This window comes from Kluyvera sp. Awk 3 (assembly GCF_028069715.1).
Lineage (GTDB): Bacteria > Pseudomonadota > Gammaproteobacteria > Enterobacterales > Enterobacteriaceae > Kluyvera > Kluyvera georgiana_A.
In genome coordinates, this window is record NZ_JANEWH010000066.1 from 1 (window position 1) to 25,649 (window position 25,649).

Below are 25,649 nucleotides of genomic sequence, written 5' to 3' on the forward strand. Positions count from 1 at the left end.
CACTTACCCATGGTGGTGTTAGTGAGCATATTGTGGATAATATTATTCATCTTTCTGAATCAACGGGAATACCTCTTATCGCAGAGGGAATTGAAGATAATGAACAAGCAATGAAACTGATGTCTAAAGGAGTTACGTTAGGGCAGGGCTATTTATATAGCAAACCAGTTCCGTTTAATAATTTTAAAGAGATACTTAAAGTAGATTTAACCAAGGGGTGATTTCTCTGTCTTTTCTCGATAAATGTAACATGAAATATGCCATGAACTTAGCTGACGCCCTTAATTGTTGCATTATGAAGTCATTGTAAGCCCACAACTCATTTTTGCTAACCAATTTCGCTACGGTAGAAAGTATCTGGCGAGCATAGCTAAGGGGGATCAGCGATTTTCTTATATGGCCTCCCGGTAGGGCTCTGTTAGCGCCGGACGCTTGCGGCCGGGAACGGTATGTGACATGCGGCGCTGGTGCGCGGTTCTGCGAGTGTGCAGCCGAAGGCAAGCTACAGGGGCATTTCTGGGAAATCCCATTTCTGAACTATCCTTTGCCGCTTTTTTTCTAAAAACAAATTGGCATTAACCAGCACTTTTAATTCCTTTATCAAACCCCCTCGCGCCGGAAATACTGCTCACATAACAAGACATGGGAGCAGGACATTATGGCAATCGCATCGCGTTTCACCGTTATCGCCGCCGCGCTGGCGCTGTTGGCTTTCCAGGCGCAGGCCGTGGACGTCACTATCGCCTATCAAACTTCCGCTGAACCGGCCAAAGTGGCGCAGGCGGATAAAACCTTCGAAAAGCTGAGCGGTGCAAAGCCGGACTGGCGTAAGTTCGACAGCGGCGCGAGCATCGTGCGCGCACTGGCTTCCGGCGATGTGCAAATTGGCAATATCGGTTCCAGCCCGCTGGCGGTGGCCGCCAGTCAGCAGGTGCCGATTGAAGTCTTCCTGCTGGCCTCACAGCTTGGCAACTCTGAAGCGCTGGTGGTGAAAAAGGCCATCTCTAAACCCGAAGATTTGATTGGCAAACGCATTGCCGTGCCGTTTATCTCCACCACCCACTACAGCCTGCTGGCCGCGCTCAAGCACTGGGGCATCAAGCCGGGTCAGGTACAGATTATCAACTTGCAGCCGCCGGCGATTATTGCCGCCTGGCAGCGTGGCGACATTGATGGCGCCTACGTGTGGGCACCGGCGGTGAACGCGCTGGAAAAAGACGGCACCGTGCTGACCGACTCTTCAAAAGTAGGCGAATGGGGCGCACCGACGCTGGACGTCTGGGTAGTGCGTAAAGACTTTGCCGAGCAGCATCCTGAGGTGGTGAAGGCATTCGCCAAAAGCGCGATTGACGCTCAGCGTGGCTATATCGATAACCCGGATAAATGGCTGGCGCAGCCCGACAACATCAGCAAGCTGGCGCGTCTGAGCGGCGTGCCGGAAGCGGACGTGCCGGGGCTGGTGAAGGGCAACACCTATCTCACCGCCGACCAGCAGGCGCAGGCGCTGAATGGCCCGGTGAATAAGGCGATTGTCGATACCGCGCAGTTCCTCAAAGAACAGGGCAAAGTGCCCGCCGTGGCGACCGACTACAGCCAGTACGTTACCGACCGTTTTGTGAAGTAAGGAGGCCATGATGCTGCAAATCTCGCATCTGTCCGCCGACTACGGCGGTAAACCGGCGCTGGCGGATATCAGTCTCACGCTGGACAGCGGTGAACTGTTGGTGGTGCTGGGGCCGTCCGGCTGCGGTAAGACCACGCTGCTGAACCTGATTGCCGGATTTGTGCCATATCAGCACGGCAGCATCATCCTCGACGGAAAACGCGTTGACGGGCCGGGCGCCGATCGCGGCGTGGTCTTTCAGAATGAAGGGCTGCTGCCGTGGCGCAACGTGCAGGATAACGTCGCGCTGGGGCTACAGCTCGCGGGCATCAGCAAGTCTGAGCGTCGGGAAACCGCCGCGCAGATGCTGAAGAAAGTTGGCCTTGAGGGCGCGGAAAAGCGCTTTATCTGGCAGCTTTCCGGCGGTCAGCGCCAGCGCGTGGGCATTGCCCGCGCGCTGGCGGCCAATCCGCAACTGTTGCTGCTGGATGAGCCGTTCGGCGCACTTGACGCGTTTACCCGCGAACAAATGCAGACGTTGCTGCTGAAGCTGTGGCATGAGACGGGTAAGAAAGTGTTGCTGATCACTCACGATATCGAAGAGGCGATATTTATGGCCACCGAGCTGGTTTTGCTGTCGCCGGGGCCGGGCCGCGTGCAGGAGCGTCTGTCGCTGGACTTCGCCCGTCGTTTTGTCGCCGGGGAATCCTGCCGCAGCATTAAGTCCGATCCGCGCTTTATTGCCCAACGCGAGTACGTACTCAGCCGGGTGTTCGAACAACGGGAGGCCTTCTCATGAGCGTGGTGATTAATGATAAACCGCGTCAGCGTGCATCGAAGCTGCGTTGGCCCTTGTCACGCCATCTGACGCTGAGCCTGACGACGCTGGCGGCGCTGCTGGCTATCTGGTGGGCGGTGGCGGCGTTAGCGCTGATTAGCCCGCTGTTTCTGCCTTCGCCGGTTCAGGTGCTGAATAAACTGCTGACCATCGCCAGCCCGCAGGGCTTTATGGACGCGACGCTGTGGCAGCATCTGGCGGCGAGCCTCGGGCGTATTCTTGTCGCGCTGCTGGCGGCGACGCTCGTCGGGATCCCGGTGGGGATTGCGATGGGTCTGAGCCCGACAGTACGCGGCATCCTTGATCCGATTATTGAACTGTATCGCCCGGTGCCGCCGCTGGCCTATCTGCCGCTGATGGTTATCTGGTTTGGTATTGGCGAAACGTCGAAAATATTACTGATTTATCTGGCGATTTTCGCGCCGGTTGCCATGTCGGCGCTGGCAGGGGTGAAAAGCGCGCAACAGGTACGCATTCGCGCCGCGCAGTCGTTGGGCGCCAGCCGCGCTCAGGTGCTGTGGCTGGTGATTTTACCCGGCGCGCTGCCGGAGATTTTAACCGGCCTGCGCATTGGTTTAGGCGTGGGTTGGTCAACGCTGGTGGCCGCCGAGCTTATCGCCGCCACCCGAGGCTTAGGTTTTATGGTGCAGTCCGCCGGGGAGTTTTTGGCTACCGACGTGGTGCTGGCGGGGATTGCGGTGATCGCAATTATCGCTTTTGGTCTGGAACTCGGTCTGCGTGCGCTTCAGCGTCGCCTGACCCCCTGGCATGGAGAAGTACAATGAGTGAACGTCTGGCGATTACCCCACTCGGGCCGTACATTGGCGCGCAGGTGTCCGGCGCGGATCTGACCCGTCCGCTGAGCGACAACCAGTTCGAACAGCTATACCACGCGGTGTTGCGTCATCAGGTGGTCTTCCTGCGTGAGCAGTTGATTACCCCCGAGCAGCAGCGTGCGCTGGCCCAGCGCTTTGGCGATCTGCATATTCATCCGGTGTATCCGCATGCGCCGGGCGTGGAAGAAATTATTGTGCTGGACACCCACGACAATAATCCGCCGGATAACGACAACTGGCACACCGACGTGACATTTATCGACACGCCGCCCGCCGGGGCGATTCTGGCGGCGAAAGAGCTGCCGTCGACCGGCGGCGACACCCTGTGGACCAGCGGGATTGCCGCCTATGAGGCGCTCTCCGAGCCGTTTAAGGTACTGCTGAGCGGTCTGCGCGCCGAGCACGATTTCCGTAAATCGTTCCAGGAATACAAATATCGTAAAACCGAGGAAGAGCATCAGCGCTGGCTGGAAGCGGTGGCGAAGCACCCGCCGCTGCTGCATCCGGTGGTGCGTACCCATCCGGTGACCGGTAAGCAGGCGCTGTTCGTCAACGAAGGGTTTACCACGCGGATTGTCGACGTGACCGAGAAAGAGAGCGAGGCGCTGCTGAGCTATCTGTTTGCCCACGTGACTAAACCGGAATTTCAGGTGCGCTGGCGCTGGCAGCCGAACGACGTGGCGATTTGGGATAACCGGGTGACGCAGCACTACGCCAACGCCGATTATCTGCCGCAGCGGCGGATTATGCACCGGGCGACGATTCTGGGAGATAAGCCGTTTTATCGCGCGTCATAACACTTGCAGCACCGGCCTGGCCGGTGCTTCGTCGGTTTATCCGCCAATGACAACCCGATACCCGGCCTGCTCAACCATCGCCTGAATGGGCGCTATCTCCTCAGCTTCCGGCGCGTGAATCCCCGCCATGACCCACGCGCGATCCAGCAGCGCATACTTTGGCTCACCGTACTGATGGAACGGCAGTAAATGCACCACATCCACCGGCAGCGGCGCGAGGAACGCCAGAATCTGCGCCACGTTTTCTCGGTTAAGGGTAAAGCCGGGAATCAGCGGCAGGCGCGGAATGACCTTAATGCCTTCGTTTAGCAGCAGGCGGAAGTTCTCCAGCACGCGCGGTTGGTTCATGTTCAGGACAGTACGGGCCCGTTCGGTATCCATGATTTTCAGGTCGAACAGCACCTCATCGCACTCTCTTGCCAGCGGCAGCAGACGGCGCGGCGAGGTATCGCCTGCGGTTTCAATCGCCGTACGGATACCCCACTGTTTCAGCCGCTGTACCAGGCGAGCGGCGAATTCGGCCTGCATCAGCACTTCGCCGCCGGAGAGCGTCACGCCGCCGCCGGACGCGCGAAAGAACACCTCGTCTTTCAGCACCTCGCGTTCAAGTTCCTCCAGCGTCACGTCGCGGCCAATATTTTCCCACGCGCCGGAAGGGCACTCTTCGGCGTCCTGCAGACAGGTGGCGCAGTGCAGACATTTGCTTTCCCGGCGCACGGTTTCAATCCTGGGCGACATCGACTCCGGATTCGCGCACCATGGGCAGGTGTGCGGGCAGCCTTTGAAAAAAACCACCGTGCGGATACCCTGCCCATCGTTAAGCGAATAGCGCTGGATGTTGAAAATGCGCGCCGTGTCGGCGCGCGTCTCAATCACCTCACAACTGATGCGCGGTGCGGCGGATAATGTCATCCTGAATCTCCTTCGACAGCTCGACAAAGAAGGCGCTGTAGCCCGCGACGCGGACCACCAGACCGGCGAAATCCTGCGGTCGCTGCTGGGCTTCGCGCAGCGTTTCGGCGTTCACCACGTTGAACTGAATATGCTGCAATTTCAGTTTGGTAAAGGCGTGGAGGAAATCCGCCAGCTTGTTGAGGCCGCTTTCACCTTCCAGCGTTGACGGGGTGAATTTAACGTTCAGCAGCGTGCCGTTGGAGAGCAGGTAATTATCCAGCTTGCTCACCGATTTCAGCACCGCCGTTGGCCCCTGTGCGTCCTGGCCGACCATCGGCGATAGCCCGCCGTCCGCTAGTTGCTCACCGGCGAAACGTCCGTCTGGCGTCGCGCCCACCACCGACCCCAGCGGCACGTGCGCGGAAACGGTATAAGAGCCAGGCGTAAACTGGCCGCCGCGCGGGTTGCGGTATTTTTCCACCTCTTTGCAGTAAAAACGCAGCAGATCGGCGCTGATATTATCAACATCATCGATGTCGTTGCCGTACTTCTCGAAGCGATTGATTAACCGGGCGCGAACTTTTTCCCCTTCCGGCGTGGCGAAGTTGGCCTTCAGCACCGCCAGCAGTTCATCAAAGCTCATGCGCTGCTGGTCAAACACCATGCCTTTAAGGGCGTGCAGTGAGTCGCTGAGGTTGGCGATGCCAATGCCCTGCACCCCGGAAAAGTTGTAGCGCGCGCCGCCAGCGGTGATGTCTTTGCCCTTTTCGATGCAGTCTTCGACAAACGAAGAGAGCAGCGGCACCGGCGCCCAGTCGCGGTGGCCGATATCGCAGATGTTGCTGCCTTCGACCATCAGTTGAATGTAGTGGCGAATTTTGTCGCGAATGCTCGCCAGCAGGCCGTCGTAGGTGATTTGCTCATCGCCTTCATGCTCATGCATGACGATTTCCATCACTTTCAGCAGGTTGAACATGGCGATGTCGTGTAGCCCGTAGGTCCGGCCTGGAATCGACAGCTCGACGCAGCCCACCACCGCGTAGTCGCGCGCGTCTTCCAGCGACACGCCGCGGTTAAGGAACGCCGGAACCACCACTTCGTCGTTGAAGATCTGCGGAATGCCGGTGCCGAGGCGCACGGTCTCGGCGGTTTTGCGCAGAAACGGGCGGTCGATCAGTTCGTTGACCCGCACGCCGAGGTTCGGCTGCGGCAGGCGCACGTTCTGGTAGGCATCCAGACAGGCAAAGGAGAGCACGTTCACCGCGCTGCGGCCATTTTCGGTTAACCCGCCGAGCAGGGCGGTGTAGCCGGTCGGGAAGCCAGCAAAATAGCGGGCGCTGCTGGTGGAGCGTAACAGGACGATATCGTTGCATTTCACCCACAGCGACGTCAGCAACTCCTGCATAAGTGCGGGATCGTCGCCGTGATTCAGCGAAGCCTGCCAGAACGGCAGCATGTACTGGTCAAAGCGCCCCAGTGAGATGGAGCTGGCATTCGATTCATATTGCAAAATGATGTTCATGTACCAGAACAGCTGGCAGGCCTGGCCGAAGTTTTCCGGTTTATGTATGGCGTTATGGCGAGAGATCGTGGCAATGGTTTCCAGCTCCTGACGGCGCTGCGGGTCGCTGCACTGCGCGGCCATCGTCTCTGCGAGGACGGCGTAGCGCAGAATGTGCCGCTGTGAGGCTTCCAGCAGAATCAGCACCGCGCGGTAAAAATCATTATCCGGCTGTTGGCGCAGGTGATCGCGCATCTCGTTGACCAGCGCGTCGAGGCCATTATTCAGCAGGCGCGGGTAGTCGATAATGATGTGTCCCTGACCTTTGTCGGTCTGGTTGACGCTGAAAATTTGCGTGCTCACGGCGGCCTTCACCTCGTCCGTCATCTGGGCGTTGATGAAGTCTTTCATTGAGCGCTTTTCCCAGTACGGGAACAGTTCTTCGCGGTACAGGCGCTTGTTGTCATCGCTGATGTTGAAGCGATCCTGCGGGCGGGTGGGGAACTGATCTAACTCTTTGAGCAGCCAGTAAGGATCCATTTCTGGCGACATGATCCCGGCACGCGGTTTGATGGTGCGGTTGCCGGCAATCAGCTCGTCGTCGCGGATGCTGATAGCAACCTTATCGAGAATATGCGCGGTGGCTTTGGCGCGGCGAATAATTACCGGCTCGCCCTCGGTCTGGCGATGGCTTTCGGTGTAGAGGACGGCGCGCTCAAGGGAGATTTCGCGCGGGTTGGCAAAGAGGGCCTCTTTCAGGCGCTGGATACGGGTAGTCATTTTTCTGGCTCCTGGCGATTAACCTGACGTTTTTTATGGCTTCTACGTTAGGCAAATGCGGGGCGGGGAGACAGAAGAGAATGGGGTGATTTACTGGATTATTGTGATCAAAAAGAAAAAATGAGATCTGAGTTTTGTCTTGGTGATAAACCAGATTGCCGGATGGCGGCTTCGCCTTATCCGGCCTACATCCAGCGCGGACCTGTAGGCCTGATAAGCGCAGCGCCATCAGGCGCGGCTAACGCAGCGAAGCAATCCAGTTCATAGCCAGCTCCGGCCAGGCGGCGGCGGGCAGCCCTTTGGCGCCGCGAATCCCAAACCCGTGCTTGCCTTCGGCAAACAGATGCAGTTCGGTCGGTACCTTATGTTCACGCAGGGCGTTGAACATCACCAGCGAGTTGTCGACCGGTACCGATGGGTCGTCCACCGCGTGCATCAGGAAGGTCGGCGGCGTCTGGGCGGTGACGTTCAGCTCCGGCGAATAGTGATTAATCTGCTCGGCGCTGGGCATGTCGCCAATCAGCGCTTTCCGCGAGCCGGGATGGGCAATGGCCTTATCCATTGAAATGACCGGATAGCCGAGCACCACGAAATCAGGTCGCGCGCTCTGCTTGTCGACCTCATCGACCGGGGCATAAACCGTCTCGCTATAGCGCGTCTCAAGGCTGGCTGCGACATGCCCACCGGCGGAGAAACCCATCACGCCGATTTTGTGTGGATCAATCTGCCATTCGGCGGCGCGGGCGCGCAGAGTACGCAGCGCCCGCTGAGCGTCGGCGAGCGGTGCATTGGCTCCTTCGGCGTGGCCGTCAGCGGGCATACGATAGGTCATGACGAACAGGGTGTAGCCTTTGGCGTTAAACGGCGCGGCTAAATCGCTGCCTTCTTTATCCAGCACCACGCGCTGGTACGAGCCGCCGGGCGTGACCAGCAGCGCCACGCCGTTCGGATGTTCTGGCGCATAAACGGTGATTTCCGGCGCGCGGATGCCGGTGACCGCGCGGTCGGGCAGGGTGGGATCTTTGCTGCGTTCGACCAGCGCGTAGCTGACCGGGCTGCTTTTAGCGCCAGGCGCTTCGCCGCCGGGCCAAATGGTAAAGGCAGGCAGGGCGGCAAAGGCCGTCTGCGCGGAGAATAATAGGGCAAGGGTAGCGGACAGAGGTAAGCGAATCATAAGCGTCTCCCGGAGAAAACGCTTGTTTATCATTCATTAAGACTGCAGAACGCGAAATGATTCACAAAACGGTGTTTCATAAAATAAGAAACGATGGGGAGGGAATGCGATGTCGTTAAAAGGGATATTCTTTTATGCCCTGCTTGCCCCCTCACCCTAACCCTCTCCCCATGGGGGAGAGGGGACTGAATGGCGCCGTCCGGGGGGGCGACGCCGTGGGCGGCGTTACATCAGCGCGTCTTTATCGATGCCCAGACGTTTCATGCGCGACAGCAGCGTGGTGCGCTTCAGCCCGAGACGCTGTGCGGCGCCTTTGGCCCCGGCCACCACGCCGTTGGTCTCTTTCAATACCCGAACAATCAGCTGGTATTCGTCTTCGCCGTCTTTCGCCGCTTCGGCCACCGGGGCCGGTTGTGGCTCATCGCCCGCGAATGCCAGCTCCGGCATCGATAGCTGTAATACGCTGCCGCGGGTCAGCAGCACCGCGCGTTCAATCACGTTTTCCAGTTCACGTACGTTGCCTGGCCACTCCATCTGGCTCAGCGTGCGCAGCGTTTCCGCCGGAATGCTGTCGATATTGCGCCCCAGACGGCGGGCGATTTTAAAGGTGAAGGCCTTCACCAGCAGCGGAATATCTTCCGGGCGTTCGCGCAGCGGCGGCAGGTGGATCGGGAAGACGTTGAGACGATAGTAAAGATCGCTACGGAATTCGCGATCCAGCACCATCTGTTTGAGATCGCGGTTGGTGGCGGCGATCAGGCGCACGTCGGTCTGGATCAGCTTGTTGCTGCCCAGACGTTCAAACTCCTGCTCCTGCAACACGCGCAGCAGTTTCGGCTGCAGTTCCAGCGGCATATCGCCCACTTCGTCAAGGAACAGCGAGCTTTTATCCGCCAGTTCGAAGCGACCAATGCGCTGGGCGCTGGCACCGGTAAACGCGCCGCGCTCGTGGCCGAACAGGTCGCTTTCCAGCAGGCCCGCTGGCATTGCCGCGCAGTTCATTTTCACCATCCGGCGGTTATTACGGCCGCTCAGGTTATGGATGGCGCGGGCAATCAGCTCTTTGCCGGTGCCGGTTTCACCGAGGATCAGCACCGTACTGTCGCTTGGGGCGACCATCTCAACCTGCTTGAGGACGTTGAACATCGCTTCGCTACGACCGATGATTTCGCCAAACTCGCCGTCGACATTATTGAGCTGTTCGGTCAGCGCCAGGTTTTCATCCACCAGACGCTCTTTCAGGCGGTGGATCTCCTGATAAGCAAGGGCGTTATCCACGGCGATGGAGACGCGTTCGGCAATCTGTTTAAGCAGCTTGAGGTTGGCGGCGCAGAAGACTTTTTCATCGCACTGGGCAAGCTTCAGCACGCCGAGCATCTGGTCGCCGGACATCAGCGGCAGCAGGCACAGCGTCTGGATTTTATCGTCCCACATCTCAAACAGCTGGCGCTCGTACGGGGCAAGTTTGTCCTGCTCGTTGAGGTTGAGCATCAGCATCTCTTTGCTTTTGAACACCCGCTCGGTCAGCGTGCCTGACTCGTTCACTTCGCTCTGATCGTGCACCGGATCGTTAACGTCGATGTAGTGCGTGGAGTAGATATTCAGTTTGCCCTTGCGGTTGCTGCGCAGCACCACGCTGATGGCGTCGATATTGAAGTAGTAGTGAATCTCTTTCGCCACCGCGCTAACCAGCTCGTCCATATCGAGGCGCGACAGCACGGCGTTGGTGATGGCCACCAGAATGCGGAAGTTATCGCGCTCGCGGCACAGCAGATCGTAATCGACGTTATTGGTCACCCGGCTTTGAATTTGCTCGGTCACCACGGCGACGATCTGCGTGAAAATGTGCAGACGCTGATACTCTTTCTCGGTCCACGGGCGGTCGTCCTGGCGGATAAATTCGCAGCCGCCAAAGATGCGCCCCTCCGCCGCCAGCGGCAGCAGACAATAGTGGCCAAACGGCTGATACAGCTCGCTGGCCGCCAGTTGCGGCCAGGCTTCGCTAAACTCAGCGTAGCTACAGTGGAGCGCGTCGGGACGAGAGAGCAGGCGTCGGACCGGGCCGTTTGCCAGCAGGTTATCGTCTTCGTAAGCGATTGGCCGACCGGCTTCACGCGTGGCGTGATAGCCCGCGCGGTGGTTTCCCGGCTGTAGCAGAACGATCGCCGCGCTGTCAGCCAGCGAAGACTGTTTCGCCAGTTGCGCCAGTGTTTCGCTCAGTGCCGCCAGATCGGGCTGTTGGAGAAGAGTCCGGGTGATATCGAACAGCCCTTGCTGACCGAGATCGCCCATCGGTGTATACGACATGTCACTTGCCCATAACTGCACCGCATAGGGTGCGATAAATAATAATAATAATAAAATGCAGACCTTGAGTGGTCTGTTAACAAATTCGCGGAAGCGGCTCGGCGTGAGGGAGATCCAGCGTGCGTTTCACGCCGTATAATCCGGCAACGCGTACTCCCCGGCGTTCGGTCACTTCGCCAATGATAGCGGCATTGCTGCCCAAAGGATGGGCGCGCAGTGCGGCCAGCACCTCTTCGGCCGCGTCGCGGCTGACGCCAATCACCAGTTTACCTTCATTGGCAAAGTTAAGCGCGTCAAGCCCCAATAATTCGCACACGCCGCGAACGGCGTCTTTGAGCGGCAGATGCTGCTCCTGAATTTCGACGCCAAAGCCGCAGCTGGCGGCAAACTCGTGGGCCACCGCGTTGACGCCGCCGCGGGTAGCATCGCGCAGCGCTTTGACGCCGGCAATTGGCCGCAGAGCTTGAATCAGCGGGGTGAGCACCGCGCAGTCGCTTTGCAGTTCGCCATCGAGGCCTAACTGTTCACGTAGATTAAGGATGGTTGCGCCGTGGTCGCCCAGGGTGCCGCTGACAATCAGCACGTCGCCCGGCGTCAGCGTTGCCGCACCCCAATGAATGTCGGCGGGAATCGCGCCCATCCCGGCGGTGTTGATAAACAGTTTATCCGCCGCGCCGCGACCGACAACCTTGGTGTCGCCAGTGACGATAGCAATGTCTGCCGCTTTGGCCGTTTCTGCCATGGTGTTCACCACCGCTTCCAGCGTCTCCAGCGGCAAACCTTCTTCGATAATAAATCCGCAGGAGAGATAACGGGGGACCGCGCCGCTGACCGCCACGTCGTTGGCGGTGCCGCAAATCGCCAGCTTGCCGATATTGCCGCCGGGGAAGAACAGCGGGTCAATCACATAGCTGTCGGTGGAAAACGCGAGGCGGTCGCCGTGCGCGGTCAATGACGCCAGCGACAGGCGCGCCTGATCTTCTTGCTCGGCCAGCCAGGGATTGGCGAAAGCCTTCATAAACAGGCTGTCGATGAGCTGTTGCATCGCCAGGCCGCCGCTGCCGTGGGCTAACTGGATAGTGTTCATGCTTCGGACTCCTGACTGCGATATTGATACCAGGCGGCGCACGCCCCTTCGGACGAGACCATCAGCGCGCCGAACGCGCTTTGCGGATTGCAGGTTGCGCCAAACAGCGGGCACTGGTGCGGTTTGCAGCGGCCGGTGAGCACGTCGCCGCAGCGGGCGCGCGGGTCGTCGCAGACGCGCTGAGGCTGCGGCTTAAAGTGGCTTTCGGCGTCAAAACGCTGATAGTCATTGGTCAGCTGTACGCCAGAATCGTTGATTAATCCCAGGCCGCGCCACTCGCTGTCGCCCTTGACCGTAAATACCTCGGCAATCGCTTTTTGCGCCAGCGCGTTGCCGTCGTTCGGCACTACGCGGCGATACTGGTTCTCGACGCGGCTCTCTTCGGCAATTTTCTGCTCCACCAGCATATTGACGCCCTGTAGCAGATCCACCGGCTCGAAACCCGCGACCACCAGCGGACGATGATAGTCGCTGGCGATAAAGCCGTAGGCGTGAGTGCCTATCACCATGCTGACATGACCCGGCGCGAGGAACGCATCGATGCCGTTATCCGGCTGATCCAGCAGGCTGCGCAGGGTAGGAATCAGCGTGATGTGCTGGCAGAAAAAGAAGAAATTCTCGACGTTCTGCGCCTTCGCCTGTTGCAGCGTAATGGCGGTGGTCGGCATGGTGGTTTCAAAGCCCAGACCAAAGAACACCACTTTGCGCGTCGGATTCTGCTGCGCCAGCTTGAGGGCGTCCATTGGCGAATAGACGATACGAATATCCGCGCCGCGTGATTTGGCCTGCATCAGCGAGCCGTTTTTCCCCGGCACGCGCATGGCATCGCCGAAGGTGCAGAAAATGACCTCCGGATGGCTGGCAATTTCAATACAGGTGTCGATGCGTCCCATCGGCAACACGCACACCGGGCAGCCCGGCCCGTGGATAAATTCGATGTTCTCCGGCAGCAGCTGGTCGAGACCGAATTTAAAAATCGCATGCGTGTGGCCGCCGCACACTTCCATGATGCGCAGTGGGCGTTCGGCGGTATAAGCCAGATGTTGCGCGCGGTTTTTCAGGTGGGCAATCAGCTGCATCACCTGTTCCGGCGCGCGGTACTCATCAACAAAACGCATTACCGTTCCTCGCCAAAGAGCAGGGCGCCAACGTCCGGCTCCACTTCAAACATATTTTCCAGCGCCGCGAGGGTGTCGCGCGCCTCTTCCTCATTGATGACGCTCATGGCAAAGCCGACGTGCACCAGCACCCATTGGCCGATACGCGATTCGCCGTTCTCATCCACCGCGCCGACTAGCGTCAGGTCGACGTCGCGCTTGATCCCGCAGACGTCCACTTTTGCCTGCACGCCGTCAATGGCGGAAATTTGTCCCGGAATGCCTATGCACATCGCTGCGTCTCCAGCCAGTTTAGCCAGGTGTCCATGCCTTCTCCGCTGGTGGCGGAGATGAGGATGATTTCAATATCCGGATTCACTTCACGGGCGCAGGCGAGGCACTTCTCAACGTCGAAGTTGAGGTACGGCAACAGGTCGACTTTATTGAGCAGCATCACCGAGGCGGCGGCGAACATATGCGGATATTTCAGCGGCTTGTCTTCGCCTTCGGTAACCGACAGCACCGCAACCTTATGGCGCTCGCCAAGGTCGAAGCTCGCCGGACACACCAGGTTGCCGACGTTTTCAATAAACAGAATCCCGTTGCTCTCGAGCGGCAGGCGCGGCGCGGCGTCGGCAATCATCTGCGCGTCGAGGTGGCAGCCTTTACCGGTATTGACCTGAATCGCTGGGGTGCCGGTGGCGCGAATGCGCGCGGCGTCGTTGACTGTCTGCTGGTCGCCTTCAATCACGGCGCAGGAGACGCGATCTTTCAGGCGCATCAGGGTTTCGGTGAGCAGGGTGGTTTTACCGGAACCGGGGCTGGAGACCAGATTCAGCACCAGCTGTTCGCGGGCGGCGAAGCGCGCGCGGTTGCGGGCGGCAATCTGGTTGTTTTTATCCAGCACGTCGATTTCGACTTCCAGCATCCGCCGCTGGCTCATGCCCGGCGCGTGAGTGCCCGCTTCGCCGTGGCCGTAGTGCAGATCGCCGTTATCGGCGGCCTGCGGCTGGAATTGTTGCGTTCTGACGCCGGTAATCGACAGGGCCGGACGGCCTGCCGGTGCGAAGGGGGCGCTGCGGAACAGTGAATGCGGATTACGTTCATCGCCCTCTATATAGAGGTTGCCTTCGGCACAACCACAGGTGGTACACATACTTTACTCCTGATCAATTTCAATTCGCTGAATCTGTAAACCGTCGTCGGCGACGATGCGCAGGTTGTCGCTGTTGCACTGTGGGCAACGGCGGACGTGTACCGACACGAGCTGGACATACTGCTGGCAGGATTCGCACCAGCACTCCGCCTCCTGCTCTTCGACGTGGAGTTTACAGCCTTCAGCCAGCGTGCCGCGGCACACCAGATCAAAACAAAAGGTCATTGCGCTCGTCTCTACACAAGAAAAAGCGCCGACCTTGATCCAGACGCCCGTCACGCGCTTCGCGCCGTTCTGTATCGCCTGTTGTTCAACAATTTCCAGCGCCCGCTGGCAGAGCGTGATTTCGTGCATAACGCCTCCCGTTTCTCTTAACTTGCAGACGTAATGCAATAACGATGCCAGAGATGTAAAAGCGTCGCGAAAGACTGTCGATGACGATGTCACCCTGACGAAATGACATGTCGTTAGCGGCATGTCATTTCTGGAAAATCAATAAAAATCAATATATTAAAAATATGGCATGAAATGTGCTTAGGAGGCTTGTTTCTATTAACCGGGTAACCGACATGACTATTTGGGAAATTAGCGAGAAGGCCGACTACATCGCCGATCGTCACCGCCGCCATCAGGATCAATGGCGTGTGTACTGTAACTCTCTGGTTCAAGGGATCACATTGTCAAAAGCGCGTCTGCATCACGCGATGAACTGCGCACCGGAGAAAGAGCTGAGCTTCGTGCTGTTCGAACATTTTGTGGTCTCCGTCAGCCTGTCAGGCGGCTTTAACAGCCACACCGTTGAGTACTACGTGGAAACGCGGGATGGCCTGAATAAAGAGTGCGTTGCGCGCGCCGAGCTGAACGCCAGCGGCTTTATTGATGGCACCATCAATATCCGCGATCGCGAGCAGGTGCTGGAACACTACCTGGAAAAAATTTCGCCGGTATACGACACCCTGTATGCGGCGCTGGAGAGCGACAGCCCGGTTAATTTCGGCGGCCTGGCGCAGCAATCTCATCAGGCTTCCATCGCCTGAATTATCGGTGTGTCGACGGGTGTCGAAATGACACCTGCTCTGCATGATTTCGTCAAAAATGACTGTCACCTGAGGAAGACCTGGTGAATCGTTTTGTAATTGCTGACTCTACCCTCTGTATCGGTTGCCGCACCTGCGAAGCAGCCTGCTCGGAAACGCATCGCCACCATGGCCTGCAATCGATGCCGCGGCTCAGAGTAATGCTCAATGAAAAAGAATCCGCGCCACAGTTGTGCCACCAATGTGAAGACGCGCCGTGCGCCGGAGTATGCCCGGTAAATGCCATTAACCGCGTCGATGGCGTCGTACAGCTTAACGAAAGCCTGTGCGTCAGCTGCAAACTGTGCGGCATCGCCTGCCCGTTTGGGGCGATTGAATTTTCCGGTAGCCGCCCGCTGGATATCCCGGCGAACGCCAACACGCCGAAAGCGCTGCCTGCGCCGCCTGCTCCGGCTCGCGTCAGTACCCTGCTGGACTGGGTACCGGGCGTACGCGCTATCGCGGTGAAATGCGACCTGTGCCATTTCGATGAGGAAGGCCCGGCCTGTATCCGCACCTGTCCGACGAAAGCGCTGCATCTGGTCAACAACATGGATATCGCCCGCGTCAGCAAACGCAAACGTGAGCTGACCTTCCACACCGATTTAGGCGATCTGTCGCTGTTTCAGGCGCAACAAGGAGAGGCGAAATGAGCGTGATGACCTTAATCAATAGCGCGGTGGCGTGGTTTGCCTTCGCCGCGGTGCTCTCCTTTTTGCTGTCGTTTAAAAAATCGCTGAGCGGGTTTATCGCCGGGATTGGCGGCGCGCTGGGCAGCGTTTGCGCGCTGCTGGCCGGGGTGCAGGTGCTGATTCACGCCTTTCCGGTGATGGGCCATCTGTCGCTGGTGCACTACAGCGTGCTGGTCACGCCGCTGAACGCGGTCTGGCTGATTGCGCTTGGCCTGTGCGGACTGTTTGTCAGCCTCTACAACATCGACTGGCATCGCCACCCGAAAGTGAAAAACAACGGTCTGCTGGTGAACGTGCTGCTGGCGGCGGCTGTCTGTGCGATTGTCGCCAGCGGCTTCGGCTCGCTGGTGGTGATGGCGGAAATTATGGCGCTGTGCGGCGCGTTCCTTACCGGCTGCGCCTCCTCCGGCAAACTGTGGTTTGCGCTGGGCCGTCTGGGCACCATTCTGCTGGCGATTGCCTGCCTGCTGCTGTGGCAGCGTTACGGTACGCTGGATCTGGTGCTGCTGAACGAACGTGCGCAGCAACTGCCGGTCGGTTCTGACATTTGGGGGCTGTGCGTGCTGGGCTTTGGCCTGTTGGCGGGCATTATCCCGCTGCACGGTTGGGTGCCTTCGGCGCATGCTAATGCCAGCGCACCGGCCGCCGCGCTGTTTTCGACCGTGGTGATGAAAGTGGGTCTGCTCGGCATTCTCACCGTCTCGCTGCTGGGAGATGCTCAGCCGCTGTGGTGGGGCATTGCCCTGTTGGTGCTGGGGATGATCACCGCGTTTGTCGGCGGATTGTACGCGCTGATGGAGCACAACATTCAGCGCCTGCTGGCGTACCACACTCTGGAAAACATCGGCATTATCCTGCTGGGTCTGGGCGTTGGCGTCACCGGTCTGGCGCTGCAACAGCCGGTGATGGTGGCGCTGGGCCTGGTCGGTGGTCTGTACCATCTGCTTAACCATAGCCTGTTTAAAACCACGCTGTTCCTCGGCGCGGGGGCGGTCTGGTTCCGTACCGGCCATCGCGACATCGAAAAGCTGGGCGGGATTGGCAAGCGTATGCCGATGATCTCGCTGGCGATGCTGGTGGGCCTGATGGCGATGGCTGCGCTGCCGCCGCTGAACGGCTTTGCCGGTGAGTGGGTTATCTATCAGTCCTTCTTCAAACTGAGCACCAGCGGGGCGTTTATTGGTCGTCTGCTGGGGCCGTTGCTGGCCGTTGGCCTGGCGATTACCGGCGCGCTGGCGGTGATGTGTATGGCGAAAGTCTACGGCGTCACCTTCCTTGGCGCACCGCGTACTAAAGAGGCAGAAAACGCCTGCTGCGCGCCGCTGCTGATGGCAATTAGCACCGTAGTGATGGCGCTGCTGTGCATCGTGGGCGGTGTCGCCGCACCGTGGCTGCTGCCGCTGCTGAGTACTGCCGTGCCGCTGCCGATGGCGACCGCGCATACCGTGGTTTCTCAGCCGATGATTACCCTGCTGCTGATTGCCTGCCCGCTGCTGCCGTTCATCATTCTGGCGCTGCTCAAAGGCAACCGCCTGCCAAGCCGTTCTCGCGGCGCGGCGTGGGTCTGTGGCTACGACCACGAACAGTCAATGGTGATTACCGCGCACGGTTTTGCGATGCCGGTGAAACAAGCCTTTGCCCCGGTACTCAAACTGCGTAAATGGCTCAACCCGGTCTCTTTGGTACCGGGCTGGCAGAATGCGGCGGCGCCGCTGCTGCTGCAACGTCTGGCGCTGGTTGAACTGGCGGTGCTGGTCGTGATTGTCATCTCTCGAGGAGCCTGAACATGACGGTCTTATTTGCTTTATTGCAGGCGCTGGTGCTGTTCGCCGTCGCGCCGCTGCTCTCCGGTATTACCCGCGTGCTGCGCGCACGGTTGCATAACCGTCGCGGGCCGGGCGTGATGCAGGAGTATCGCGACATCATCAAACTGCTGGGCCGTCAGAGCGTTGGCCCGGACGCTTCCGGCTGGGTCTTCCGTCTGACGCCGTTTGTGATGGTTGGCGTAATGCTGACCATCGCCACCGCGCTGCCGGTGGTGACCGTAGCCTCGCCGCTGCCGGGTCTGGGTGACCTGATTACCCTGATCTATCTGTTTGCCGTTGCGCGTTTCTTCTTCGCGATTGCCGGTCTCGACACCGGTAGCCCGTTTACCGCCATTGGCGCCAGCCGTGAAGCGATGCTCGGCGTGCTGGTGGAGCCGATTCTGCTGCTCGGCCTGTGGGTCGCCGCGCTGGTGGCCGGTTCAACGCACATCAGCAATATCACCGACACCCTTTACCATTGGCCGGTCAGCCGCAGCATTCCGCTGGCGCTGGCCTTCTGCGCCTGTGCCTTCGCCACCTTTATCGAAATGGGCAAACTGCCGTTCGACTTAGCGGAAGCGGAGCAGGAGCTGCAGGAAGGCCCGCTCTCCGAGTACAGCGGCAGCGGCTTCGGCGTGCTGAAGTGGGGCATCAGCCTGAAACAGCTGGTGGTGCTGCAGATGTTCGTTGGCGTCTTTATCCCGTGGGGCCAGATGACCAGCTTTAGCATCGGTGGCCTGGTGATTGCCGTGATTGCCGCCATCGTCAAGCTGGTGGTCGGCGTGCTGATTATCGCCCTGTTCGAAAACAGCATGGCGCGTCTGCGTCTGGATATTACCGGTCGTATCACCTGGACCGGGTTCGGTTTAGCCTTTTTAGCCTTCGTCTCCTTGCTGGTGGCGTGATAAGAGAGTTTTGAGCATGTCTGAAGAAAAAGTGGGTCAACACTACCTCGCTGCGCTGCACCAGGCCTTCCCGGGCGTGGTGCTGGACGAAGCCTGGCAGACCAAAGACCAGTTAACGATTACCGTAAAGGTGAACTACCTGCCGGAAGTCGTCGAGTTTCTTTACTACCAGCAGGGCGGCTGGCTGTCGGTGCTGTTCGGCAACGATGAACGTAAACTGAACGGACACTATGCGGTTTACTACGTGCTGTCGATGGAGAAAGGCACTAAGTGCTGGATCACCGTGCGCGTGGAAGTGGACGCCAATAAACCGGAATACCCGTCGGTCACGCCGCGCGTGCCTGCTGCCGTTTGGGGTGAGCGTGAAGTGCGCGACATGTACGGTCTGATCCCGGTCGGCCTGCCGGACGAGCGTCGTCTGGTGCTGCCGGATGATTGGCCGGACGAGCTGTATCCGCTGCGTAAAGACAGCATGGACTACCGTCAGCGTCCGGCGCCGACCACCGACGCGGAAACCTACGAGTTCATCAACGAGCTGGGCAGCAAGAAGAACAACGTGGTGCCGATTGGCCCGCTGCACGTCACCTCCGATGAACCGGGCCACTTCCGTCTGTTCGTTGACGGCGAGAATATCATCGACGCCGACTACCGTCTGTTCTATGTCCACCGTGGCATGGAAAAACTGGCGGAAACCCGCATGGGTTATAACGAAGTAACCTTCCTGTCCGACCGTGTGTGCGGCATCTGCGGCTTTGCCCACAGCACCGCCTACACCACCTCCGTCGAGAACGCGATGGGTATTGTGGTGCCGGAACGCGCGCAGATGATTCGCGCCATCCTGCTGGAAGTGGAGCGTCTGCACTCGCACCTGCTGAACCTTGGCCTGGCGTGCCACTTCACCGGTTTCGACTCCGGGTTTATGCAGTTCTTCCGCGTGCGTGAAGCGTCCATGAAAATGGCGGAAATCCTCACCGGGGCGCGTAAGACCTACGGTCTGAACCTGATTGGCGGCATCCGTCGCGACTTCCTGAAAGATGACATGATCCAGACCCGTCAACTGGCGCAGCAGATGCGTCGCGACGTGCAGGATCTGGTGGATATTCTGCTGAGCACCCCGAACATGGAACAGCGCACCGTCGGTATCGGCCGCCTGGACCCGGAAATCGCCCGCGACTTCAGCAACGTCGGCCCGATGGTTCGCGCCAGCGGCCACGCCCGTGACACCCGCGCCGATCACCCGTTCGTGGGCTACGGTCTGCTGCCGATGGAAGTGCACAGCGAGCAGGGCTGCGACGTTATCTCCCGTCTGAAGGTGCGTATCAACGAAGTGTTCACCGCGCTGAACATGATTGACTACGGCCTTGATAACCTGCCGGGCGGCCCGTTGGCGGTGGAAGGTTTCACTTACATTCCACACCGCTTCGCGCTGGGCTTCTCTGAAGCGCCGCGTGGTGACGATATCCACTGGAGCATGACCGGCGACAACCAGAAGCTGTACCGCTGGCGCTGCCGTGCGGCAACCTACGCCAACTGGCCAACTCTGCGCTACATGCTGCGCGGCAACACCGTGTCCGATGCGCCGCTGATTATCGGCAGCCTCGACCCTTGCTACTCCTGTACTGACCGTATGACTGTGGTCGATGTGCGTAAGAAGAAGAGCAAGGTCGTGCCGTACAAAGAGCTTGAGCGCTACAGCATCGAGCGTAAGAACTCGCCGCTGAAATAATTGGGGCATTGCGTGGGGGATTTCCCCTCACCCCGACCCTCTCCCCAGAGGGGCGAGGGGGAAAGGGCAGATCGAGCGCGAACTGACTGACCGCGCCGATCGGTCCCCTCTCCCTTAGGGAGAGGGTTAGGGTGAGGGGAAAACCCCGCACGCAAGCTGGGAGCAACTATGTTTACCTTTATTAAAAAAGTCATCAAAACCGGCACCACCACGTCGTCTTATCCGCTGGAGCCGATGCCGGTAGATAAAAACTTCCGCGGCAAGCCGGAACACAATCCGCAGCAGTGCATCGGCTGCGCGGCATGCGTTAACGCCTGCCCGTCGAACGCGCTGACGGTGGAAACCGATCGCGCCGCAAATCAGCTGGCGTGGCAGTTCAACCTCGGTCGCTGCATCTTCTGCGGCCGCTGCGAAGAAGTGTGCCCGACGGCGGCGATTAAGCTGTCGCAGGAGTATGAGCTGGCGGTGTGGAAAAAAGAAGATTTCCTCCAGCAGTCGCGCTTTGATATCTGCAACTGCCGCGTGTGTAACCGTCCGTTTGCGGTGCAAAAAGAGATTGATTACGCCATTGCGCTGCTCAAGCACAACGGCGACAGCCGCGCGGAAAATCACCGTGAAAGCTTTGAGACGTGCCCGGAATGTAAGCGTCAGAAATGTTTGGTGCCTTCCGACCGTATTGACATGACTCGCCACATGAATGAGGCCATCTGATGAGCAACTTAATAGGGCCACGCGATGCCAACGGCATGCCAGTGCCGATGACGGTAGAGGAATCTATCGCCAGCATGAAAGCGTCGCTGCTGAAAAACATCAAACGTTCTGCCTACGTTTACCGCGTGGACTGCGGCGGCTGTAACGGCTGCGAGATTGAAATTTTTGCGACGCTTTCGCCGCTGTTCGACGCCGAACGTTTTGGCATTAAAGTGGTGCCGTCGCCGCGTCATGCCGACATTCTGCTGTTCACCGGGGCGGTGACTCGCGCCATGCGTTCGCCGGCGCTGCGCGCCTGGCAGTCTGCGCCGGATCCGAAAATCTGTATCTCCTACGGCGCGTGCGGCAACAGCGGTGGTATCTTCCATGACCTGTACTGCGTTTGGGGCGGCACCGACAAAATCGTACCGGTAGACGTGTATATTCCGGGTTGCCCTCCGACGCCTGCGGCGACGCTGTACGGCTTTGCCATGGCGCTGGGCCTGCTGGAGCAGAAAATCCACGCCCGCGCGCCGGGTGAGCTGGACGCCCAGCCTGCGCAACTGCTGCATCCGGACATGGTCCAACCGCTGCGTGTGCAGGTTGACCGCGCCGCGCGCCGTCTGGCGGGCTATCGCTACGGTCGTCAGATTGCCGACGACTATATGCTGCGTCTGGGCCAGGGGGATACCCAGGTTCAGCAGTGGCTGGAGACGGAAAACGATCCGCGTCTGACGGAAATCGTCACGCAGCTTAACCATGTAGTAGAAGAGGCACGTATTCGATGAGCGAACAGGTGGTGTTCAGTCAACTGAGCCGTAAATTTATTGATGAGAACGATGCGACGCCCGACGAGGCGCAGCAGGTTGTCTATTACAGCCTGGCGATTGGCCACCACCTCGGGGTCATCGACTGCCTCGAAGCCGCGCTGACCTGCCCGTGGGACGACTACCGGGCGTGGATCGCCACCCTGGAAGAGGGCAGTACGGCGCGACGTAAAATGGAAGGCGTGCCGAAGTACGGTGAGATTGTTATCGACAGCAACCATGTGTCGATGCTGGCCCACGCCTTTGATAAAGCGCGCGCCGTACAAACCACGCAGCAGCAGGAGTGGAGTCAGGCCATGCTCAATATGCTGCACGCGATTCATCAGGAGAGCGCCATCTATCTGATGGTGCGTCGCCTGCGTGACTGATTTTTGCAAGATTGAGGAATGAACATGACTGACGTTTTACTCTGTGTCGGCAACAGCATGATGGGCGATGACGGCGCGGGCCCGCTGCTGGCGGAAAAGTGCCTCGCCCAACCGAAAGGGGCGTGGGTGGTGATTGACGGCGGCAGCGCGCCGGAAAACGACATCGTCGCGATCCGCGAGCTGAATCCCGATCGTCTGCTGATTGTCGACGCCACCGACATGGGGCTGAATCCCGGCGAGATCCGCATCATCGATCCGGACGATATCGCCGAGATATTTATGATGACCACCCATAATATGCCACTGAACTACCTGGTGGATCAGCTGAAAGATGACGTGGGTGAGGTGGTTTTCCTCGGCATTCAGCCGGATATCGTCGGCTTCTATTACCCGATGACCGAGGCGATTAAAGACGCGGTCGAAGTGGTGTATCAACGGCTCGAAGGCTGGCAGGGGCACGGCGGCTTTGCGCAGCTGGAAGCGGAGGATGAGGCGTAATCCGCTCCTCATCCTGGCCCTCTCCCGGTCCGGAGAGGGCTCTATTCACCCAGATGTGCGGCAATGTAGCGCTGATAGCGATTGGCCTTCAGATAGGTTAAGTCCACCAGTACCAACCCATCCACGCAGTTGTTAAAGTCCGGGTCGCTGCCAAAATCGATAAACTGTACGCCGCCCGGTTCGCAGACTTCGGAATATTGTTTGTAGAGCGGCGGAATGCCGCAGCCAAGGTTGCCGAGCAGGGACTTTAGCCGGGTCAGGTCTTCGCTATAATCTTCGCCGCTAAACCGCGCCAGCACGTCGGGTAACGACGCCGGGTACGGGCGGCGCGATTCTGCCAGCGGATGCGTTGCCGGAAACCACAGGCGGTAGAAGGCAACCAGCAGGTCGCGCGCCGCCGGTGGCATCCCACCGGAGATAGAGACCGGACCGAACAGGTAACGGTAGTGCGGATAGCGCGCCAGATACGCGCCGATGCCGGACCACAGGTAGTCCAGCCCACGGCGTCCCCAGTAGCGCGGCTGAATGAAGCTGCGTCCCAGTTCAATACCGTGTTGCAGAATATCATCCATCCGCTCATCGTAGTGGAACAGACTATAGCTGTAGATGCCGTCCAGCCCACGTTTTTCCAGCTGCATGGCGGTAGGGATAAAGCGGTAGGCGCCGACGATTTCCAGATCTTCTTCATCCCATAGAATCAGATGCAGATAGTCGTCGTCATAACCGTCAACGTCGCGGCGTTTGCCGCTACCTTCACCGACTGCGCGGAAGGCGATTTCACGCAAACGGCCCAGTTCGCGCAGCAGCGGCGCATCTTCCTGGCCGTTACGTTGCCATAAATAGATCATTTTCCCGTCCGCCGTGCGCCCCAGACATTCCGCCTGGTTGAACTCGCGCTTAAGCAACGCGCGCGCCTCCGGGCGAGCAATCGCGCTTTCGGTTTTGAATAGGCCCGGCAGCCCTTTGCCTAACCGCTGGACGTGGCGATAGCACCGGTCTGTCATTTCACGCGGCGTGGACTGCGGATTAAACCAGGCGGACCACGAAATTTGTTCACCAAGCGTTAACGGCAGGCTGCTGTTACGGCGACGGAACATCTGCTGCATCAGTAGCAGCAGCGGCAGGTTTTGCGACATCAGCGTGCTGGCGTAAAACAGCGCACTGTTGCGCGCATCAATCCACGCTGGCAGCAGCGGGGCGCGGTATTTCGCCGCCAGCTTGATAAAACCGGAGTGCCATTTTTTATCGCGAATGCCGCGACGCGTCAGGCGCGACACTTCGCCTGCCGGGAAGAAAATCAGCACGCCGCCGTTTTGCAACTGGCTGTCCATTTGCTGGAGCGCGGCTTTAGCGGTGCGACCGTTGATATTGTCCACCGGAATAAACAATGAGCTAAGCGGTTCAAGGTGCGTCAGCATCCGGTTGGTGACCACTTTAACGTCGCGGCGCACGCGGGAAACGGCGTAGAGCAGGGCCAGACCATCAAGCGTGCCGGTAGGATGGTTAGCGATGATCACCAGCGGACCTTGTTCGGGGATTTGTTCGAGACTGCGTAGTGGGAGATCGCAGTGGATATTGAGGTATTCCAGCACCTGTTCGACGGTATCCAGCCCTTTCAGGTGACGGTGGCGTGCCGCGAATTGTTGAAACTCTTCTTCATGCAGCAGTTTTCTCAGCACGCTCTTTTGCCAGGGGGCGGGCCTCGCCTCTGGCCACAGGTCGTCGATGACATTGTCGAGACTAAACATAGTGGCTCCTCCTCTGTCCTGCTGTGACAGTAGAAGGGGGAGATGTCGGTTAGATGGCAGTTTGGTGACGTTTTATGACAAAACGCCCCGCATTGCGGGGCGTTGGGGGGATTAACGCAGAATTTTCTTCTCGGCTAAATCGAGGGCGAAGTAGCTGAAGATGAGGTCCGCGCCCGCGCGTTTGATGGCGCCGAGGCTTTCCAGCACCACTTTCTCTTCGTCAATAGCGCCGGCCTGTGCGGCAAACTTAATCATCGCGTACTCGCCGCTGACCTGGTAGGCGCCAATCGGCAGCTCGGTGCGTTCACGGATATCGCGCAGGATATCGAGATAGGCGCCCGCCGGTTTGACCATCAGGCAGTCGGCGCCCTGGGCTTCGTCGAGCAGTGATTCGCGAATCGCCTCGCGGCGGTTCATCGGGTTCATCTGATAGGTTTTGCGATCGCCTTTCAGCGCGGTGCCGGCCGCTTCACGGAACGGGCCGTAGAAGGAGGAGGCGAATTTGGTGGAGTAGGACATGATCGCGGTATCGGTGAAGCCCGCCGCGTCCAGCGCCTGGCGAATAGCCTGCACCTGGCCGTCCATCGCCGCGGAAGGGGCGATAAAGTCGGCACCCGCCGCCGCCGCAACCACCGCCTGTTTGCCGAGGTTAGCCAGCGTCAGATCGTTGTCCACGCCGTGATCGCACAGCACGCCACAGTGGCCGTGAGAGGTGTATTCGCAGAAGCAGGTATCGGACATGACAATCATTTCCGGTACGGTTTGTTTGCAGATGCGCGACATACGCGCCACCAGACCGTCTTCTTTCCAGGCATCGCTGCCGGTGGCGTCGGTGTGGTGAGAGATGCCAAAGGTCATCACCGAGCGGATACCGGCGTTAGCAATGCGTTCAATTTCGCGCGCCAGATGTTTTTCTGGAATGCGCATCACGCCCGGCATGGCCTCGATGGCTTTGTAATCGTTGATTTCTTCTTCAACAAAGATCGGCAACACCAGGTCGTTTAAGCTCAGTGTTGTCTCTTCAAACATGGCGCGCAGCGCAGCGGATTTGCGCAGGCGACGGGGGCGATGGAGTAAGTCTGTCATGGTATGCCTGATGTTTGTGAAATAAGACCACTATTGTAACCGAATCAGGGTAAAGATGTTTTACTAAAGTGGTGGTTATGCTCATCGTACGGCCAGGCGGCATGGAACGCGACGAACGGATATTGCTTAATACCTCATGAGTGGAATGAATACTTAAT

25 protein-coding genes are annotated in these 25,649 nt (G+C 58.9%); 14 read left to right on the forward strand and 11 right to left on the reverse strand.

The features are described from left to right. The 5 genes from NNN71_RS14495 to tauD all read left to right on the forward strand — a co-directional run. Window positions 1-221, forward strand: a 221-nt coding sequence (locus tag NNN71_RS14495; RefSeq protein WP_271458781.1) for an EAL domain-containing protein, incomplete at its 5' end; no start/stop codon positions are given. Between the two features lie 437 nt (window positions 222-658). Next, window positions 659-1,624 carry a taurine ABC transporter substrate-binding protein gene (gene tauA, locus NNN71_RS14500; protein WP_271458782.1) on the forward strand — a complete coding sequence of 322 codons (966 nt, stop codon included), beginning with the start codon at window positions 659-661 and terminating at the stop codon, window positions 1,622-1,624. A gap of 10 nt (window positions 1,625-1,634) precedes the next feature. Then, on the forward strand, window positions 1,635-2,402 hold the full coding sequence (gene tauB / locus NNN71_RS14505) for a taurine ABC transporter ATP-binding subunit (protein ID WP_065358024.1): 768 nt from the start codon (window positions 1,635-1,637) through the stop codon (window positions 2,400-2,402). Next, complete coding sequence (gene tauC / locus NNN71_RS14510; protein WP_249022252.1) at window positions 2,399-3,226, forward strand: taurine ABC transporter permease TauC; 828 nt, start codon at window positions 2,399-2,401, stop codon at window positions 3,224-3,226. The genes tauB and tauC overlap by 4 nt, the downstream gene beginning before the upstream one ends. After that, a complete protein-coding gene (gene tauD / locus NNN71_RS14515) occupies window positions 3,223-4,074 on the forward strand; it encodes a taurine dioxygenase (RefSeq protein ID WP_163447229.1) in 852 nt (283 codons plus the stop codon). Before tauC ends, tauD begins: the two co-directional genes overlap by 4 nt. A 36-nt stretch (window positions 4,075-4,110) precedes the next feature. On the opposite strand, the gene NNN71_RS14520 is transcribed toward tauD, so the two are convergent. The 9 genes from NNN71_RS14520 to hypA form a co-directional block, all read right to left on the reverse strand. Beyond that, on the reverse strand, window positions 4,111-4,986 hold the full coding sequence (locus NNN71_RS14520) for a [formate-C-acetyltransferase]-activating enzyme (RefSeq protein ID WP_271458783.1): 876 nt from the start codon (window positions 4,984-4,986) through the stop codon (window positions 4,111-4,113). Beyond that, the gene (locus NNN71_RS14525) at window positions 4,952-7,249 is read right to left on the reverse strand and encodes a formate C-acetyltransferase (protein WP_271458784.1); all 2,298 of its coding nucleotides are present in this window, start codon (window positions 7,247-7,249) and stop codon (window positions 4,952-4,954) included. The genes NNN71_RS14520 and NNN71_RS14525 overlap by 35 nt, the downstream gene beginning before the upstream one ends. 238 nt (window positions 7,250-7,487) lie before the next feature. Continuing rightward, window positions 7,488-8,423: an alpha/beta hydrolase gene (locus tag NNN71_RS14530; RefSeq protein ID WP_163447235.1), complete on the reverse strand. Its 936-nt coding sequence runs from the start codon at window positions 8,421-8,423 to the stop codon at window positions 7,488-7,490. 225 nt (window positions 8,424-8,648) lie between these two features. Further along, window positions 8,649-10,730, reverse strand: coding sequence for a formate hydrogenlyase transcriptional activator FlhA (flhA, locus tag NNN71_RS14535; RefSeq protein WP_064547770.1), 2,082 nt, complete (start codon window positions 10,728-10,730; stop codon window positions 8,649-8,651). A gap of 76 nt (window positions 10,731-10,806) precedes the next feature. Further along, window positions 10,807-11,817 carry a hydrogenase expression/formation protein HypE gene (gene hypE / locus NNN71_RS14540; RefSeq protein WP_223804005.1) on the reverse strand — a complete coding sequence of 337 codons (1,011 nt, stop codon included), beginning with the start codon at window positions 11,815-11,817 and terminating at the stop codon, window positions 10,807-10,809. Beyond that, entirely contained in the window at window positions 11,814-12,935 is a 1,122-nt protein-coding gene (gene hypD / locus NNN71_RS14545; protein WP_167576564.1) for a hydrogenase formation protein HypD, read from the reverse strand. The genes hypE and hypD overlap by 4 nt, the downstream gene beginning before the upstream one ends. After that, complete coding sequence (locus tag NNN71_RS14550; protein ID WP_064547776.1) at window positions 12,935-13,207, reverse strand: HypC/HybG/HupF family hydrogenase formation chaperone; 273 nt, start codon at window positions 13,205-13,207, stop codon at window positions 12,935-12,937. The genes hypD and NNN71_RS14550 overlap by 1 nt, the downstream gene beginning before the upstream one ends. Next, window positions 13,198-14,070, reverse strand: coding sequence for a hydrogenase nickel incorporation protein HypB (hypB, locus tag NNN71_RS14555; protein ID WP_167576562.1), 873 nt, complete (start codon window positions 14,068-14,070; stop codon window positions 13,198-13,200). The genes NNN71_RS14550 and hypB overlap by 10 nt, the downstream gene beginning before the upstream one ends. 3 nt (window positions 14,071-14,073) lie before the next feature. After that, complete coding sequence (gene hypA, locus NNN71_RS14560) at window positions 14,074-14,424, reverse strand: hydrogenase maturation nickel metallochaperone HypA (protein WP_064547780.1); 351 nt, start codon at window positions 14,422-14,424, stop codon at window positions 14,074-14,076. A 215-nt stretch (window positions 14,425-14,639) separates the two neighbouring features. Here hypA and hycA point away from each other — a divergent pair, with 215 nt between their 5' ends. From hycA to hycI, 9 genes are all read left to right on the forward strand, one after another. Continuing rightward, window positions 14,640-15,107, forward strand: a complete 468-nt coding sequence (gene hycA, locus NNN71_RS14565) for a formate hydrogenlyase regulator HycA (RefSeq protein ID WP_064547782.1) — start codon at window positions 14,640-14,642, stop codon at window positions 15,105-15,107. Between the two features lie 83 nt (window positions 15,108-15,190). Continuing rightward, window positions 15,191-15,799 (forward strand): 4Fe-4S dicluster domain-containing protein, encoded by a 609-nt coding sequence (locus tag NNN71_RS14570; RefSeq protein WP_163447245.1) that lies wholly within the window; start codon window positions 15,191-15,193, stop codon window positions 15,797-15,799. Beyond that, the gene (gene hycC / locus NNN71_RS14575) at window positions 15,796-17,622 is read left to right on the forward strand and encodes a formate hydrogenlyase subunit 3 (protein ID WP_271458785.1); all 1,827 of its coding nucleotides are present in this window, start codon (window positions 15,796-15,798) and stop codon (window positions 17,620-17,622) included. Before NNN71_RS14570 ends, hycC begins: the two co-directional genes overlap by 4 nt. A 2-nt stretch (window positions 17,623-17,624) precedes the next feature. Next, complete coding sequence (locus tag NNN71_RS14580; protein WP_271458786.1) at window positions 17,625-18,548, forward strand: respiratory chain complex I subunit 1 family protein; 924 nt, start codon at window positions 17,625-17,627, stop codon at window positions 18,546-18,548. A gap of 16 nt (window positions 18,549-18,564) precedes the next feature. Further along, complete coding sequence (gene hycE / locus NNN71_RS14585) at window positions 18,565-20,274, forward strand: formate hydrogenlyase subunit HycE (protein WP_163447251.1); 1,710 nt, start codon at window positions 18,565-18,567, stop codon at window positions 20,272-20,274. A gap of 168 nt (window positions 20,275-20,442) precedes the next feature. After that, on the forward strand, window positions 20,443-20,985 hold the full coding sequence (locus tag NNN71_RS14590; protein WP_064547792.1) for a formate hydrogenlyase complex iron-sulfur subunit: 543 nt from the start codon (window positions 20,443-20,445) through the stop codon (window positions 20,983-20,985). Next, window positions 20,985-21,752 carry an NADH-quinone oxidoreductase subunit B family protein gene (locus tag NNN71_RS14595; RefSeq protein WP_271458787.1) on the forward strand — a complete coding sequence of 256 codons (768 nt, stop codon included), beginning with the start codon at window positions 20,985-20,987 and terminating at the stop codon, window positions 21,750-21,752. Before NNN71_RS14590 ends, NNN71_RS14595 begins: the two co-directional genes overlap by 1 nt. Beyond that, window positions 21,749-22,159, forward strand: coding sequence for a formate hydrogenlyase maturation HycH family protein (locus NNN71_RS14600; RefSeq protein WP_163445873.1), 411 nt, complete (start codon window positions 21,749-21,751; stop codon window positions 22,157-22,159). The genes NNN71_RS14595 and NNN71_RS14600 overlap by 4 nt, the downstream gene beginning before the upstream one ends. Window positions 22,160-22,183: 24 nt before the next feature. Continuing rightward, window positions 22,184-22,657 (forward strand): hydrogenase maturation peptidase HycI, encoded by a 474-nt coding sequence (gene hycI, locus NNN71_RS14605; protein WP_271458788.1) that lies wholly within the window; start codon window positions 22,184-22,186, stop codon window positions 22,655-22,657. A gap of 41 nt (window positions 22,658-22,698) precedes the next feature. On the opposite strand, the gene NNN71_RS14610 is transcribed toward hycI, so the two are convergent. Together NNN71_RS14610 and hemB are read right to left on the reverse strand one after the other, a co-directional pair. Then, the gene (locus NNN71_RS14610) at window positions 22,699-24,405 is read right to left on the reverse strand and encodes a lysophospholipid acyltransferase family protein (protein WP_271458789.1); all 1,707 of its coding nucleotides are present in this window, start codon (window positions 24,403-24,405) and stop codon (window positions 22,699-22,701) included. Window positions 24,406-24,516: 111 nt separating this feature from the next. Next, window positions 24,517-25,491, reverse strand: a complete 975-nt coding sequence (hemB, locus tag NNN71_RS14615) for a porphobilinogen synthase (RefSeq protein WP_163445875.1) — start codon at window positions 25,489-25,491, stop codon at window positions 24,517-24,519. Window positions 25,492-25,649: the final 158 nt, after the last annotated feature.